Source organism: Flavobacterium sp. WC2416, assembly GCF_041200095.1.
Lineage (GTDB): Bacteria > Bacteroidota > Bacteroidia > Flavobacteriales > Flavobacteriaceae > Flavobacterium.
Window position 1 is genome coordinate 2470784 of the sequence record NZ_CP165626.1, and the last position, 14699, is coordinate 2485482.

Sequence of the window (14699 nt, forward strand, 5' to 3'; positions counted from 1 at the left end):
TTTATGAGTAATCAAATAAATAGAAGATCTGTAATAAAAGGAATCCTTGCTGGAACTGCAGTATTAGGATTTCCATCTGGCTTTTCTGCTATGGCCAATACTAAAGAGGAAGTAAGTAATATGACATCTGGTATATTAAAAGGAAAATTAAATCATTCTGTTGCCCGTTGGTGCTTTAATGATTTTGATATTGAAACGCTTTGTACTGAAGTAAAAAAAATGGGAATCACCGGAATTGATTTAGTGGGCCCTAAAGATTGGCCAATATTGAAAAAACATAATCTAGTTTCAACAATGTGTAATGGTGCTGAACTCAATTTAGTAGATGGTTTTAACGATTTGCAATTTCATGAAGCGCTTATTAAGAATTATACTGAAATGATTCCGTTAGTTGCTGATGCAGGATATAAAAATCTAATTTGTTTCAGTGGAAGCCGAAGAGGTAAAACGGATGAAGAAGGTTGGCAAAATTGTGTTACTGGTTTACAAAAGTTAATTCCGCTGGCCGAAAAACACAATGTTACCTTAGTGATGGAGCTTTTAAATAGTAAAATTGACCATCATGATTACCAATGTGACAGAACATCATGGGGAGTAGAATTGGCTAAACGATTAAATACAGAAAACTTCAAATTACTTTATGACATCTACCATATGCAAATTGATGAAGGTGATGTAATTAGAAATATTACTGATAATCATCAATATATTGCTCATTTTCACACTGCTGGTGTTCCCGGCCGACATGAAATTGACGAGACTCAGGAGCTAAATTATGTTGCAATTATGAAAGCAATCGCAGCAACTGGTTATAAGGGATTCATTGGTCAAGAATTTATACCTAAAAATGCTAACAAATTAGAATCTTTGAGAAAAGCGATTCTAATTTGTGATATCTAATAAACTAAAAACAAACTCATGATAAAAAGAAGAGATTTTTTAATAAATAGTGGCTTGGCGCTAAGTGCATTAGCCATTGCCCCTTCCTTTGCATTTGCTGCAAAAAAGAAAGCGATTGGAATTCAATTATGGACATTGAGAGATACTTTTCCAAAAGATGTTAAAGGAGTATTGGCTCAAGTTGGAAAAATAGGATTTAACGAAGTGGAAACTTTTGGTTTTTCTCCCACAAAAGGTTTTTTTGGGACATCAGTTAAGGATTTCAAAAAAATGCTTTGTGACAATGATTTAAAAGCAACGAGTAATCATTTTGATTTTAATGGTTATATAGAAAATGGTAATACAGATGTAATTAAGTCCTACACTGAAGCAGCTAATATATTAGGTAGTGAATACATTACTGTTCCTTATGTTGTGGAGAACTTAAGAGGTAAAACTGGGGATGATTATAAAAAATTAGCCTTAAAAGTTAATAAAGCAGCCGAAATTTGCAAGGCCGCTGGTTTAAAATTAGCATATCACAATCATGATTTTGAATTTACTAAATTCGGAGCAACTAATGGTTATGAAATTTTACTAAATGAAACTGATAAAAAATTAGTTGATTTTGAAATGGATTTATATTGGGTAGTACGTGCAGGCCATGATCCATTGCAATTATTTAAAGAACATCCAGGCCGTTTTAAAATGTGGCATGTAAAAGATATGGATAAAGCCAATCATGAATTTAATGCTGTGATAGGAACTGGAACTATTGACTTTAAATCTATTTTTGCTCAATCGGAACTTTCTGGAATGAAACGTTTCTTTTTGGAACATGAAAGTAACTACATTCCTAATCCAATAGAATCTGCAGCTGCTAGTTATAATTATATAAAGAACAACTTAATATAAAGCCACAAAAAAGGGATACTTTTCGTATCCCTTTTTTTATTCCCATTTATCAAGTCCTAATAATTTTTTACCTAAATCGGTCAATTCTGCAGTTTCATATTTAGTTTGTTCCCATTTGCGTGGATCTCCCGGAAAAGCATATCCTTCAGGTGCCACCCTATTTTTCCAAGAATTAATACGCCATTGTTTAAGCTCTTCATTATCTTCTTCTGCTGGCATCATAGAAATATATTGTGCCATTCTCACTTTATCCTTTGTTATATTAGGCCGTATCCCATGTGGCTGTGTACTATTGAAAATTAATAAATCCCCAGCTTCCATTTTTACTTTTACAAATTTATCTTCTAATCCTGTTACATCTGGTTTAAAACGGTTACGATCTTCGGGTTGTGTTAATTTCCAGGTATCATAATTGCGATATAAATCAGGAATACATTGAAAACCTCCCATATTTTCATCCGTTTGATCAGCTAAGGCAAGAACTCCTTGAACGTTTTGTGGCTTGGTGTCAGGATCATAATCCCAATGAATAAATCCTTTAAAATCAAAACCAGGTCTGATTGGCAAATTGAGATTAGCTCTATCAATAGTCACCCATAATTTCTCAGTTCCCCAGATATCAACAAATGCGTCATATACTTTCTGCATTTGTCTATTATCCCACTGGTATTGGTGATTGTACACTTCGACCATACCACTATTAGTAAGTTCTTTCATTTGCATTTCGGCTCTTGGTGGAGCGTACCAAGTTTCGGGGTCATTTTGATTTTTTTCTTCAAATTCCCATAAAAAGTCAGCCATCTTTTTAGCATTCTCCTTTGGAACAGCATTTTTTATCACAATATATCCGTTCTTTTTCCAAAATTTCCAATCTTCTTCTGTTAATAAACGTAAGGGCTTCCCATCAGAACGATCATTCAATTTTAAAGTACTCGATTTTGCCGTTGAAGGATTTCCAGGAATGTCTTTATGAGCATTATTATTTGCCATCGTAGGCACCATATTTGGTGTCATTGTTTTTTCCTTATTTTCCATTATTTGAATATTTAGTTATTATTAATAATTCAAAATTATAAAAAATGAATGCCATTAATTTCTACAAAATTCTCTTCTATTTGTACAATATTGATTTGTTTACTACTTTTAATCGTTATTATGTATATTTTTGAACAATTAATAGTTTTAAATAAAAATGAAAATAGTTTTTGAAGACATAAAAAGATTAGCAGGAAGCTCATTCCGAATATTAGTAAATCCAAAATTGAACGATTTCTATTATTGGCATTTTCACCCTGAATTTGAACTAACTTTTATCGTTGCCCCAAGTGGAACAAGACGTGTAGGAAATCATGTGGGTAATTTTGAAGGAAGTGACTTGGTCTTTATAGGATCTAATATTCCACATTTGAATTTCGATTATGGAATAAAAACAGAATATGAAAAAGTAGTTTTACAAGTAAACGAAGATTTTTTCAAAAATGATTTGGCAGTTACTCCTGAGTTAGCATCAATTTATCAATTCTTTGAGAATTCTAAAAGAGTGATTTGTTTTAATGGAAAAATCAAAGATACAGTTGGTAAAAGACTCCAAAAATTACATTTATTATCTCATTTCGAGCAATTTATAGAAGTATTGAGTCTATTTCAATTACTTGCAAATTCTACTGAAATGACACTTTTACATGATGTTCCCTTTGAAAACATGTATAATAACAAAGAGCAATTGCGATTGAAAATTGTTTACGAATTTATTGAAGAAAACTTTCAAAGACCCATTTCATTAGAAGAAATAGCCGAAAAAACGAATTTATCTAAAGCTGCTTTTTGTCGCTATTTTAAAAAAATGACGCAATTAACTTTTATAGAATTCCTTAATCAGTATCGAATCGAGCAAGCTAAAAGGCTGTTAAAAAGCGATAAAAATGTGACAGAGACCTGTTATGAATGTGGATTTGAAAGTTTATCTTATTTTAATCGAATTTTTAAAAAGGTAGTTGGTAAAAACCCTATTCAATTTAAGAAAAAATAATTGTTTGTTATTTTATTTCCAAAGATTTTTAAATAAAATAGGGCAAATTACTCCCATAGTATTAGGTTCGTCGACATTCCATGAAAATTTCAAAACAGGGTAATTTTCATCATTTGTAACAAATCTATCGTAATCTATATAAGAGAATAATTCTTTATCGGTTTTGTTTTTAAAAGCATTCATCGCCACATACCAAAAACCTTCAAACTCATAGTTCTCCTGCCCTTTTGTTACTAAATTAATTAGAGCATCAGGATTATCTTTTACTTTATAGAATGCATCTTTTCCCTTAGCAATTAACCAACATCTAAAATATTCAAAACCACCATCAGAACAACCACCGTTGATAATATATGCTGCACACCATAAATTTTCATTATAAGTGTCAAAAAGAAGTTTGTCAGTTCTTAAACGAAAACCAATCATTTCTTTTGGGCTTAACTTTTCAATTTCTGAAATTAAAAAAAGCTCTTGGTCCTCTTGGTTTGTAGTTTGTTTTATTGAGTTTTCAACTATTGTCCAATATAAATCCTCATTAAGCATTTCACTTGACTTAGCGATTGCTATTGTATCACCCAAAGTACTGGTGTTCGCAATTGCTAGATCTTGATTCTTAACATTAGTTTGACCCATTGCAAAATGACTAACAAATAATAAAGAAAACAATTTTATGGCTGAATTTTTCATGATTTGAAAAGTATTTTACAGTTGATTATTTTAAAAAACTGAGGTAAAATTAGCAAAATTTATTCTGAAATATCAAATCCTGCTACATAAAAATCCTTGTCTATTTGTAATTTTTTTATTTTGAATTCAGCAGTTTCAGTACTCCATTCAGTATTAGGTTTTAACCATTTTTCTTTTCCATCAATTAAAACTTTTACTGGCATATTAAATCCTTTTACACAATTTGTCCAACGAAAACCCAATTTGTTTTCTTTGAAATAATATTCTAAAGTTGGAATATGAGTATCTCTTAAGTATTGATTAAAAACGGTTGATAAGTCAATTCCAACTGCTGTTGTCAAATAATCTTCAATTTGTTTTGTAGTTACTGTTTGATGGTAAAAAGTACTGTTTAATCCTCTAAGGATAGAACGCCATTTTTCATCATTATTTACAATTTGGCGAATTGTATGTAACATATTTCCTCCCTTAGGATACATATCGCCAGAACCTTCATTGTTTACATCGTAATTTCCAATGATTGGCTTATCATTCTTAATTCCTTTTCTTGTACCTCTAACATACTCGGCTCCCGCTTCTTTTCCATAATAATATTCTACAAAAAGACTTTCTGCATAATTGGTAAAGCTTTCATGGATCCACATATCAGCAATATCTCGATATGTTATATTATTAGCAAACCATTCGTGTCCCGATTCATGAATAATTATAAAATCAAATTTTAGACCCCAGCCAGTTCCACTTAAATCTCGACCTCGATATCCATTTTTAAAACCATTACCATATGTAACGGAACTTTGATGTTCCATTCCTAAATAAGGCGCTTCAACAAGTTTATAACTATCTTCATAAAAAGGATAAGGGCCAAACCAATGTTCAAAAGCTTTAAGCATGCGCGGAACGTCTTTGAATTGCTCTTTGGCTTTAGCCAAATTATCTCTCAATACATAATAACTGCAATCTAGATCTCCTTTTTCTCCTTTGTATTTTTCAGAAAAAGTAACATAATCCCCAATGTTTATGTTGACTCCATAATTATTAATAGGGTTTGAAACATACCAATTGTACGTTTTTGTTCCATCTTTTAATTTTTTTACGCTTAGCAAACGACCATTGGAAACATCCATCAAATTTCCTGGCACATTTACGCTAATCAGCATATTTTCCACTTCGTCATACATATGATCTTTATTGGGCCACCAAACACTGGCTCCCAATCCTTGACAAGACGAAGCTATAAATAAATTATTGTTAGAATCTTTTTTCCAAGTGATTCCTCCATCCCAAGGTGGATTTACTGCAACTTTTGGTTTTCCTCCGTAAAAAACAATAAGTTCTTTTGTGGCACCAATAATTTGTGGTGAAACTAAATCAATAAAAAAGGCATTTCCTTCTCGGGTATATTTTAGCGTTTTGCCATCTTGAATTACTTTATAGATTTCCATTGGATTTTGTAAATCTACCTGCATCTTATTATACTCTTCTAATACTTTATATGTAATAGTGTTAGACCCTGTAATTGTGCTATCTGAAGGATTAACTTTAATATCTAAATGATACTTTTTCACATCCCACCACGCTCTCTCTTTTGTAATACTTCCTCGTAAAGTATCCTGTCTAGTAAATTGTAATTCAGACTTTGATAAAAGACCTTGAGCCGTACTATTTTGTAAAAACAGTAAAAATAAAAAAATGGATGCGAAATACTTTTTCATGAAATTGTGAGGATATAAATATTTTTTTTGTAGTTTTTAAAAACTGAGAATTAATGAAGTTTGACTATTTTTTCTTGTTTTAGGACTACTGAAAAATCAGCTAATAAGCGATCAACATAGTCATTTAGTAACTCCAATATTCTTTCATTTTTATCAGATTGTACAATTAAACCGGCATGATACTCTAAAGGAACTTTAAAACAAACTTCGGGGTCTGAAAAAGAAGATAAATCAGGGTGCTGATATTTTGATAAAGTCAAAACGATACCAGCATATTCTTTTTTTACTTTTGGTAATTTATATTTTTTTCCTTTTACCAAAGCGTCCTCAATTGCCGCCCACTCTTTCCATAAATTAATATTAGAAGCTGCAGCAACCATTTCTGCTAAATGGGCACCTCCTACTCTAGATGACGTTTCTAAAAAGTAGATTTCACCATCTTCATTGCATTTTATAAATTCAGTATGTGCAGCACCATGTTTTAAACCAAAACCTTTCATGACTTGTTCATTTACTTCTTTAATTGCTACATCATCATCAGAACCATACGGGATATTTGAACTTCTAAATACACCTCCACCTTGTGAAATTTCCATGGGTGTAGCTAAATATTTAGATGTTATGCTAAATATTACTTTTTTATCTAAAATTAAACTGTCACAATGATATACATCTCCAGGTTTAAATTGTTCTAATAAATATTTGAAACGATTATTACCCATTTCGTTGATATGTATCCATAAAGTTTCTTTGTCATATACTTTAATTATCCCTGAAGCTGAAGCTTCTGAACGTGGCTTTAAGACCCACGGAGCTGGAACAGTATCCGCAAATGTATTGATATCATGATCATTGAATAAAGAACAAAATGCGGGATTTGGAATTCCACAACTTTTTGCTCTCATGCGCATGGCTAATTTATCTCTAAAATAACGACCAGTGGTTTGACCCATCCCATCAATACGCAAGTTTTCCCTAAGATATGTTGCTTTCTCAACATCATAATCATCCAAAGCAACTATGGCATCTATTTTATTGGATTTCATTAAATTACCAACACCTAATAATAAATGCTCTAAATTCCAATCGGTATCTTGGCCCTGCATATAAAAAGTTTCTTCTATAGCTTCATGTGGCCAAGGTTTATCTCTTAATTTTTCACTGGTAATTAGGTATACTTTATTTCCAAGACTTTTTAAATGAGTCAAAAAATCGGCTCCTTTGAAATAGTTCGAAATACAAATGAAGGTTTTAGCATTTTCCATAAGCTTTATAAATTTTCAATGAATTTAGTTAATAAATGAACACCATAAGCAGTAGCATGTTTACTTTTTGCAAATTCATCATCCCCAAATGCAACTCCAGCAACATCGAGATGCGCCCACGCTGGGTGTTCTTGAGTAAAAAATTCCAAAAATTTGGCAGCACTGATCGCACCTGCTACTGGTTTTCCACTATAATTTTTAACGTCAGCGATGTCGCTTTCAATATCTTGTTTATACACATCCCAAAGTGGCAATGGCCATAAACGCTCTCCTACAGCATCTCCTGCTTCTTGTATTTTTTTAGAAACAACTTCGTTATTGGTAAATAAAGCACCACATTCATACCCTAAAGTACCCACACTACTACCGGTAAGAGTCGCAACATCTACAATATACTCGGGTTGGTAATTTTTGATTAAATAGGATAAACCATCTGCTAATATAAGTCGGCCTTCAGCATCTGTATCAATAATTTCAATTGAATTCCCGCTATAACTTTGAATCACATCACTAGGTAAAAAAGAAGTCTTATCTACTGAATTTTCAGCACATGGTACAATTGCAGTAACTTGAACTGGTAATTGCAAATCGGCTATCAACTGCATGGCGCCAAATACAGCAGCTCCACCTGCCATATCACATTTCATATGGACCATTCCTGCCGTTTTAATATTTAATCCCCCTGTATCAAAAGTGATTCCCTTTCCTACTAATCCAACGTGTTTTAACTTTTCTGCATTTTTCTTTGGAGTGTAGCTCATAATGACAAACTGTGGTTCATTTTGACTTCCTTTTCCAACAGCCAAAAAAGCACCTAAACCTTCAATTTTTGAAGCTTCTAGACCCAGCACTTTAATATCAAATCCATATTTAGTCCCTTTATCTTGCGCCCAACTAGCTAAATATTTTGGAGTTACTTTATTTGGAGGTAGATCTACTAGAGCTAATGTTTCTAATTGTGCTTTAGCGATTTTTATTGCTTTATTTATCACATCTGAAAAATCCTTGGTCGATACAATTTCCAATTCAAAATTAGTATCCAAAAACGGATGATCTACTTGTTTTTTATAGTGTCCTAAGTTATATGTACCTAAAAGTAATCCAGATACTACTGCTTCTACTTGTTCGTCGCTGAATTCTTCTGGAATATTTAAAGCAACTTGTTTAGAAAAAGATTCTTTTTCTTTAACTGCAATTCTACGAAAAGTGGTCTTTAAAGATTTATAATCAATTGATTTTCCTAGCCCAATAAAAATAAAAGTAGTATCGTTTTTCTCTGCCAGATAATGCGTATCTTTTTTACCATAAAAAACTTTAGATGAAATGGATAAATCACCAAATTGGATTGGAATTAGATTTTTCGGATTGGTTTCAAAGACAGGTATTAACACCGATCCTACAAAATTTTCTAAACTAGCAATTTTCTTTGTTTTCATTTAATTTTCTTTTGTTTTAAAAAATAGCCACTCAATAGCTTTAGGAAATTCATCACTCCAATAAATTTCGTTATGTTTCCCTTGTTTATTAATACTTAAATTGATTTTCATTTTATCCTTAACAAATTCACTTGCAATAATACGCTCTTTGAAATTTTTCACATGAGAAACCATTGTTTCACTTTCATCTCCACCAGCATACAAGTATATTTTTGTATCTGAATTATTTTCATCATCAACTTTAATTTTTAAGTCTGGTTTAACCCATAAGGAAGGAGAGAAAATCATTAAGCGACCAAATACATCTGGATATCTTAATCCACTAAAAATACTAATTAGTCCACCCATAGAGCTTCCTCCTATTCCTGTATTTTTGCGGTCTTTTTTTGTTCTAAAATTGGTATCAACAAATGGTTTTAAAGTTTCTATTAGAAATTTTATATATTTTTTTCCTTGTCCTTTTCCTAAAACGGTTTTACCTACATTGTATTCTTTAATACGATCTTCTTCAGCGTGTTCAATAGCAATAATAATGATTTTCCCAATTTTATATTCGGACATTACAGCCAACTTTTTATCTATTTCCCAATTGCCATATTCTGCCTCTTCATTAAATAAATTTTGAGCATCCTGCAAATACATTACGGGGTAACTTTCACTTGAATTATCGTAATCATGTGGCAATAATGCCCATATTTTTCTCGTTTTATTTAACTGAGGAATTTCAAATTCATCCGATATTAAAACAACTTGCGGTAAATAATTTTGTTTAAATGGAAGCCAGTTTTTCCTCCATCTAATTACATGTTCGTTCTGAATTCCAGTATGTTTATTAGTCTCTCTATTTTCTGTACGATTTCCGCTTAAATCAATTTCTACTTCACTCCAATCTCCTTTTGTGAATTTATATAGAAGTTTTTCAGGATAATTATAATCATGAGTAAACTTATAATGATATAATCCATTACCTATTTTCTCCATCAAAAACTCTTTGTCTTGGGTAAGCCAATTATTAAAATTACCTGAAATATATACTGGTCGCGAATCATCTTCGTCAGTAGTTAATATGATATGTAAACCGGTTTTTATAATAGTATGATTTAAGTCTTCAGTTTCTATTGTATTGTCAAAATTCATAATATGTAATGTGGTATTTCTTTTAAATAAAAGTAAATATAGTGGATTGCATAATCAAAAAAAAGAAAAAAGAAAACCCAATAATGAATCGCTTCATTATTGGGTTTTATTATATTTAAATTAATAAGAAAAACTGCTCTATTTTTGACGACTTTTCAATACTTCAACAACATCATTGAGTTGAAATCCTTTGGCTTGCAGTAGTATTAAATAGTGAAAAAGTAAATCAGCACTTTCACTCAAGAACAAATCATCATTATCATCTTTTGCCTCTATAACAACTTCTATTGCTTCCTCACCTACTTTTTGAGCAATTTTGTTCATTCCTAATTTGAACAATGAAGCTACATAGCTTTTCTCTGAATCAGCATTTTCACGACGTGTTTTAATCGTTTCTTCTAAATGCGAAATAAATCCATAATCCGCTTTGTTTTCGGTTTGCCAGCAGGTATCTGCACCAGTATGACAAGTAGGTCCAACTGGTTTTGCTTGAACTAGTAAAGTATCACCATCACAGTCATTTTTTATATCAACCAAATTTAAAAAGTTACCACTTTCTTCCCCTTTTGTCCAAAGTCTTTGCTTAGAACGACTGAAAAAAGTTACTTTTTGAGTTTCAATTGTTTTTTGATACGCTTCCTCATTCATGTAACCCAACATTAAAACGGCTTTAGTTTCACTGTCTTGTATAATGGCTGGAATTAATCCGTGTGCACTTTTTGAAAAATCTATGTTCATGTTATTTTATTTATTGATTGAAAAATTAAAAGATTATCAAATCTGACGTCTTTTCTCTTTCTTTTATAATCTTACTTCGATGTTGTGTTTTTGAAGTTCTTGCTTCAAAGTTCGGATTTCAATTTCTTTAAAATGAAAAACGCTTGCTGCCAATGCTGCATCTGCTTTTCCTTCTATAAAACTGTCCACAAAATGCTGTATGTTTCCTGCGCCTCCTGATGCAATAATAGGAATGTTTACCAAGGTAGATAATTTAGACAAAGCTACATTAGCAAATCCATTTTTAGTTCCATCATTATCCATTGAGGTAAACAGTATTTCTCCTGCACCTCTCTCGGCAACTTCGGTAGCCCAATCAAATAAATTCAATTCAGTAGGCACTTTTCCACCTACTAAATGTACAATCCATTGCCCGTCAATTTGTTTTGCATCAATGGCAACAACAACACACTGACTTCCAAATTTTTGTGCTAAATCATTGATTAGTTGCGGATTTTTTACCGCAGATGAATTAATAGATACTTTATCAGCACCATTTTGCAATAATATTTCAACATCTTCAACAGATGAAATTCCCCCACCAACAGTAAACGGAATATTAATAGTCGAAGCTACTTTGCGAACTAAATCAACCAATGTTTTTCTACGTTCTTCAGTTGCAGAAATATCAAGAAAAACCAATTCATCAGCACCTTCATCTGAATAAATTTTGGCTAATTCCACTGGATCACCAGCATCGCGTAAGTCAACGAAATTTACGCCTTTTACGGTTCTTCCATTTTTAATATCGAGACAAGGTATTATTCTTTTTGTTAACATGTATAGTAAGTATTAATTAATAAGGATGAAGTATTAAGTTTTCTTCTGATTATTTTTAGCAGAGATGATAATGCTTTTTATCAGTTTTAAAACTTCAACGCCATCGTTATGTAAACTCTCAAATTCTTCTTGTGAAAGGTATTTTGTTGCTTGTAAAAGTTCTAACCAGTATAAAGTTTCGTCTGCCTCTTTTTGAGAAATTCCCATTTTATGAATGAAATCAGCTCTACTTTCCGCATTTTTAGCTTCGCGAATGTTTGCACCTATTGAAGTACCAGAGCGCAAAACTTGTTTGCTCATGACATATTCATTTCTAGAAACTAAAGTCTTGTAGAGGTTGACCATTCTAATCGCAAATGAAAAACTCTTTACCTTGATTATATCTTCTCCCATACTTACAACTTAATCCTTATGACTTACTACTTATAACGTAGTTCTCCAATTGTTTCAAACTAATTCGACCTTCATAAATCGCTTTCCCAATAATAGTTCCTTCGCAACCCAATTCGGCTAATTTAGGTAATTCATCAAAGGTAGAAATTCCACCAGACGCAATCAATTTTATTCCTTTGGCTTCTGCTAAAATTTTTGCATACAGATCAAAACTCGGACCTTCTAGCATCCCATCTTTTGCAATATCCGTACATATAACGTACTGAATCCCTTTATTTTGATAGTCCTGAATGAATGGAACCAAATCTTCATTAGAATCTTCTAACCAACCAGAAACTGCTACTTTTTCGTTATTGGCATCTGCTCCAAGAATGATTTTATCCGCACCATACTCTGCAATCCATTTTTCGAAAATAGCTCTATTTTTTACAGCGATACTTCCTCCTGTAATCTGGTTAGCACCACTTTCGAAAGCAATTTTTAAATCGGCATCCGATTTCAATCCACCACCAAAATCAATTTTCAAACTAGTTTGAGTTGCAATTTGTTCTAATATTTTATAGTTGACAATTTTACTCGATTTGGCTCCATCTAAATCAACCAAATGTAAATATTCTATTCCATGTGCTTCGAATGATTTTGCAACCTCTAGCGGGTTTTCATTGTATATGATTTTAGTATTGTAATCGCCTTTTGATAAACGAACACATTTTCCTTCGATGATATCTATAGCTGGTATAATTCGCATTTTTTATAATTTAAAGATTTAAAATTGAATAATTTAAAGATTAGCAATTTTGAGCGTAGAACTACTCCATCCAGAATTGCTTAATCATTACATCTTTCAATCATTTAATTTTAGAAAATTCTCTAGAATTTGCTCTCCTACATCACCGCTTTTTTCAGGATGAAATTGAGTACCGTAAAAATTGTTTTTTTGTAATGCCGAGGCATATTCGACTTCATAATTAGTTGTTGCAATGGATTCAACGCAGTCAGGGGCATAAAAACTATGTACTAAATACATATATTCATTTTCTGCAATTCCTTTAAATAAAGGGGACTTCAGGTTATAAATAGTATTCCATCCCATTTGTGGCACTTTAACTTTTGGAGAAAATTTTAATACATCAACATCAAAAATTCCTAATCCCTTTGTATTTCCCTCCTCTGACTGGTTGCACATCAATTGCATTCCCAAACAAATTCCTAAAACGGGTTGAGTCAAAGTAGGAATTAAGGTTTCTAAGCCACTTGCTAACAACATTTTCATCGCTGAACTTGCTTCACCAACACCTGGAAAAATTACTTTATCGGCAGCTTTGATTTCCTCAGGATTATTACTCAAAACCGCTTTAAATCCCAATCTTTCGATGGCAAACATAATGCTTTGAATGTTTCCTGCTCCGTAATTTATGATTACTATTTTCATTGTTTTTTTGTTTCAAGTTTAAAGTTTAAGGTTTAAAGTTCTACATAGAACCTGAAACTTTAAACTTTAAACAAATTTTTACAACATCCCCTTTGTCGATGGCAAAATCATTTTTTCGGTGTCGCGTTTTACGGCAACTTTTATCGCTTTGGCGAAAGCCTTAAAAATAGCCTCAATTTTATGGTGCTCGTTTTGTCCTTCGGCTTTGATGTTGATATTTGCTTTAGCTCCATCTGAAAAAGATTTAAAGAAATGCAAGAACATCTCTGTTGGCATTTTCCCAACCATTTCACGTTTAAATTCCGTTTCCCAAACCAACCAGTTTCTACCTCCAAAGTCAATAGCAACTTGTGCTAAGCAGTCGTCCATTGGTAAACAAAAACCGTAACGCTCAATACCCAGCTTGTTTCCTAATGCTTTCGCAAAAACTTCGCCTAGCGCAATTGCCGTGTCTTCTATGGTATGGTGCTCATCTACTTCCAAATCTCCTTTTACAAGAATTTCCAAGTCCATTTGGCCGTGACGCGCAATTTGGTCTAACATATGATCAAAAAAGGCAATTCCAGTTTCGATTTTGCTTTTCCCCGTACCATCCAGATTCAAATTAATGTAAATATCCGTTTCATTTGTTTTTCTTGATATTGTAGCGGAGCGCGCTTCGAGTTTCAAAAACTCATAAATTACTTTCCAATCAGTGGATTGTAATGTAATAATGTCATCCAACTCCTCACGTTTCGAAGCAATCTCACCACTTCCTGCCCCTTCGCTGGTGTTCATAAAAATCGCTTTTGCACCTAGATTTTTAGCCAGTTCTACATCAGTCAATCGATCTCCTAATACGAAGGAATTTGCTAAATCATAGGCTGGATTATCAATATACTTTGTTAGCATTCCTGTCCTTGGCTTGCGTGTTGGTGCATTGTCTTCTGGAAAAGACCGATCTACAAAAATATCGTCAAATAAAACACCTTCGTTTTCAAAAGCTCTCAAAATGAAATTTTGTGTAGGCCAAAAAGTATCTTCCGGAAAACTGTCCGTCCCTAACCCATCTTGGTTAGTTACCATCACTAACTCATAATCCAATTCTTTCGCAATTTTAGCCAAATATTGAAATGATTTTGGATAAAATTCTAATTTATCTAAACTATCTAATTGGTATCCTTCTGGTTCTAAAACAATCGTTCCATCACGATCGATAAAAAGTACTTTTTTCATTTTTATATAAGCTTTTAACTGTTAGCTTTTAGCTAGTTG

The 14699-nt window shown here is 32.5% G+C and carries 15 protein-coding genes; 3 read left to right on the top strand and 12 right to left on the bottom strand.

From position 1 onward, the window contains the following. The first annotated feature begins 3 nt into the window (after positions 1-3). Together AB3G39_RS10485 and AB3G39_RS10490 are read left to right on the top strand one after the other, a co-directional pair. Complete coding sequence (locus AB3G39_RS10485) at positions 4-900, top strand: hydroxypyruvate isomerase family protein (protein ID WP_367769848.1); 897 nt, start codon at positions 4-6, stop codon at positions 898-900. Positions 901-918: 18 nt separating this feature from the next. Beyond that, a complete protein-coding gene (locus AB3G39_RS10490) occupies positions 919-1794 on the top strand; it encodes a sugar phosphate isomerase/epimerase family protein (protein ID WP_369753793.1) in 876 nt (291 codons plus the stop codon). Between the two features lie 36 nt (positions 1795-1830). Here the strand turns inward: AB3G39_RS10490 and AB3G39_RS10495 are convergent, their stop codons facing one another. Then, entirely contained in the window at positions 1831-2829 is a 999-nt protein-coding gene (locus AB3G39_RS10495; RefSeq protein WP_369753792.1) for a phytanoyl-CoA dioxygenase family protein, read from the bottom strand. Between the two features lie 157 nt (positions 2830-2986). Here AB3G39_RS10495 and AB3G39_RS10500 point away from each other — a divergent pair, with 157 nt between their 5' ends. After that, positions 2987-3823, top strand: coding sequence for an AraC family transcriptional regulator (locus AB3G39_RS10500; RefSeq protein ID WP_369753791.1), 837 nt, complete (start codon positions 2987-2989; stop codon positions 3821-3823). A 12-nt stretch (positions 3824-3835) separates the two neighbouring features. Here the strand turns inward: AB3G39_RS10500 and AB3G39_RS10505 are convergent, their stop codons facing one another. From AB3G39_RS10505 to hisB, 11 genes are all read right to left on the bottom strand, one after another. Then, positions 3836-4510: a DUF4240 domain-containing protein gene (locus tag AB3G39_RS10505; protein ID WP_367769836.1), complete on the bottom strand. Its 675-nt coding sequence runs from the start codon at positions 4508-4510 to the stop codon at positions 3836-3838. A gap of 59 nt (positions 4511-4569) precedes the next feature. After that, the gene (locus AB3G39_RS10510; protein WP_369753789.1) at positions 4570-6225 is read right to left on the bottom strand and encodes a M1 family metallopeptidase; all 1656 of its coding nucleotides are present in this window, start codon (positions 6223-6225) and stop codon (positions 4570-4572) included. 50 nt (positions 6226-6275) lie between these two features. Then, complete coding sequence (locus tag AB3G39_RS10515; RefSeq protein WP_369753788.1) at positions 6276-7490, bottom strand: acetyl-CoA carboxylase biotin carboxylase subunit family protein; 1215 nt, start codon at positions 7488-7490, stop codon at positions 6276-6278. 5 nt (positions 7491-7495) lie between these two features. Continuing rightward, the gene (locus AB3G39_RS10520) at positions 7496-8926 is read right to left on the bottom strand and encodes a M17 family metallopeptidase (RefSeq protein WP_367769828.1); all 1431 of its coding nucleotides are present in this window, start codon (positions 8924-8926) and stop codon (positions 7496-7498) included. After that, positions 8927-10063 (bottom strand): alpha/beta hydrolase, encoded by a 1137-nt coding sequence (locus AB3G39_RS10525; RefSeq protein WP_369769334.1) that lies wholly within the window; start codon positions 10061-10063, stop codon positions 8927-8929. 138 nt (positions 10064-10201) lie between these two features. Further along, a complete protein-coding gene (gene hisIE / locus AB3G39_RS10530; protein ID WP_369769335.1) occupies positions 10202-10801 on the bottom strand; it encodes a bifunctional phosphoribosyl-AMP cyclohydrolase/phosphoribosyl-ATP diphosphatase HisIE in 600 nt (199 codons plus the stop codon). Positions 10802-10864: 63 nt separating this feature from the next. Next, on the bottom strand, positions 10865-11620 hold the full coding sequence (gene hisF / locus AB3G39_RS10535; RefSeq protein ID WP_369753784.1) for an imidazole glycerol phosphate synthase subunit HisF: 756 nt from the start codon (positions 11618-11620) through the stop codon (positions 10865-10867). Positions 11621-11653: 33 nt separating this feature from the next. Next, positions 11654-12013 carry a four helix bundle protein gene (locus AB3G39_RS10540; RefSeq protein ID WP_369753783.1) on the bottom strand — a complete coding sequence of 120 codons (360 nt, stop codon included), beginning with the start codon at positions 12011-12013 and terminating at the stop codon, positions 11654-11656. Between the two features lie 16 nt (positions 12014-12029). Continuing rightward, a complete protein-coding gene (gene hisA / locus AB3G39_RS10545) occupies positions 12030-12761 on the bottom strand; it encodes a 1-(5-phosphoribosyl)-5-[(5-phosphoribosylamino)methylideneamino]imidazole-4-carboxamide isomerase (protein WP_367769816.1) in 732 nt (243 codons plus the stop codon). A 96-nt stretch (positions 12762-12857) separates the two neighbouring features. Further along, positions 12858-13445 (bottom strand): imidazole glycerol phosphate synthase subunit HisH, encoded by a 588-nt coding sequence (gene hisH, locus AB3G39_RS10550; protein WP_367753019.1) that lies wholly within the window; start codon positions 13443-13445, stop codon positions 12858-12860. A gap of 78 nt (positions 13446-13523) precedes the next feature. After that, positions 13524-14660, bottom strand: coding sequence for a bifunctional histidinol-phosphatase/imidazoleglycerol-phosphate dehydratase HisB (gene hisB, locus AB3G39_RS10555; protein ID WP_367769810.1), 1137 nt, complete (start codon positions 14658-14660; stop codon positions 13524-13526). Between the last annotated feature and the right edge of the window lie 39 nt (positions 14661-14699).